Annotated in this window: 1 protein-coding gene; it reads left to right on the top strand. The window is 69.2% G+C overall.

Annotation, left to right across the window (positions count from 1 at the left end; genetic code table 11):
• Positions 1 to 928 (top strand): flavodoxin-dependent (E)-4-hydroxy-3-methylbut-2-enyl-diphosphate synthase (ispG, locus tag ACP4J0_RS38520; protein ID WP_426604106.1); only part of this gene is annotated, 928 nt, incomplete at both ends.

Raw genomic sequence — 928 nt, 5'->3', positions numbered from 1 at the left:
ACGACCCGTACGTCGGACATCGGTGCGACGCTCCAGCAGATCGCCGAGCTGACGGCTTCGGGCTGCCAGATCGTGCGGGTGGCCTGTCCCACGCAGGACGACGCGGACGCGCTGGCCGTGATCGCGAAGAAGTCGCAGATCCCGGTGATCGCCGACATCCACTTCCAGCCCAAGTACGTCTTCGCCGCGATCGAGGCGGGCTGCGCGGCGGTCCGGGTGAACCCCGGCAACATCAAGCAGTTCGACGACAAGGTCAAGGAGATCGCCAAGGCGGCCCGCGACCACGGCACCCCGATCCGCATCGGCGTGAACGCCGGCTCGCTCGACCGGCGCCTGCTGCAGAAGTACGGCAAGGCGACCCCGGAGGCGCTGGCGGAGTCGGCCCTGTGGGAGGCGTCGCTCTTCGAGGAGCACGACTTCCGGGACATCAAGATCTCCGTCAAGCACAACGACCCGGTCGTGATGGTCGAGGCCTACCGGCAGCTCGCCGCCCAGTGCGACTACCCGCTGCACCTGGGTGTCACCGAGGCCGGCCCGGCCTTCCAGGGGACCATCAAGTCGGCCGTCGCCTTCGGCGCCCTGCTCTCCCAGGGCATCGGCGACACCATCCGCGTCTCCCTGTCGGCGCCGCCGGTCGAGGAGATCAAGGTCGGCATCCAGATCCTGGAGTCGCTGAACCTGCGGCAGCGCGGTCTGGAGATCGTCTCCTGCCCGTCCTGCGGCCGCGCCCAGGTCGATGTCTACAAGCTGGCCGAGGAGGTCACGGCCGGTCTGGAGGGCATGGAGGTGCCGCTGCGCGTCGCGGTCATGGGCTGTGTCGTCAACGGGCCCGGCGAGGCCCGCGAGGCGGACCTCGGCGTCGCCTCCGGCAACGGCAAGGGGCAGATCTTCGTCAAGGGCGAGGTCATCAAGACCGTCCCCGAGTCCA

The organism is Streptomyces sp. WG7 (assembly GCF_049975785.1).
In the GTDB taxonomy this organism is placed as follows: domain Bacteria; phylum Actinomycetota; class Actinomycetes; order Streptomycetales; family Streptomycetaceae; genus Streptomyces.
This window is presented reverse-complemented; position numbering and strand designations above follow the sequence as displayed.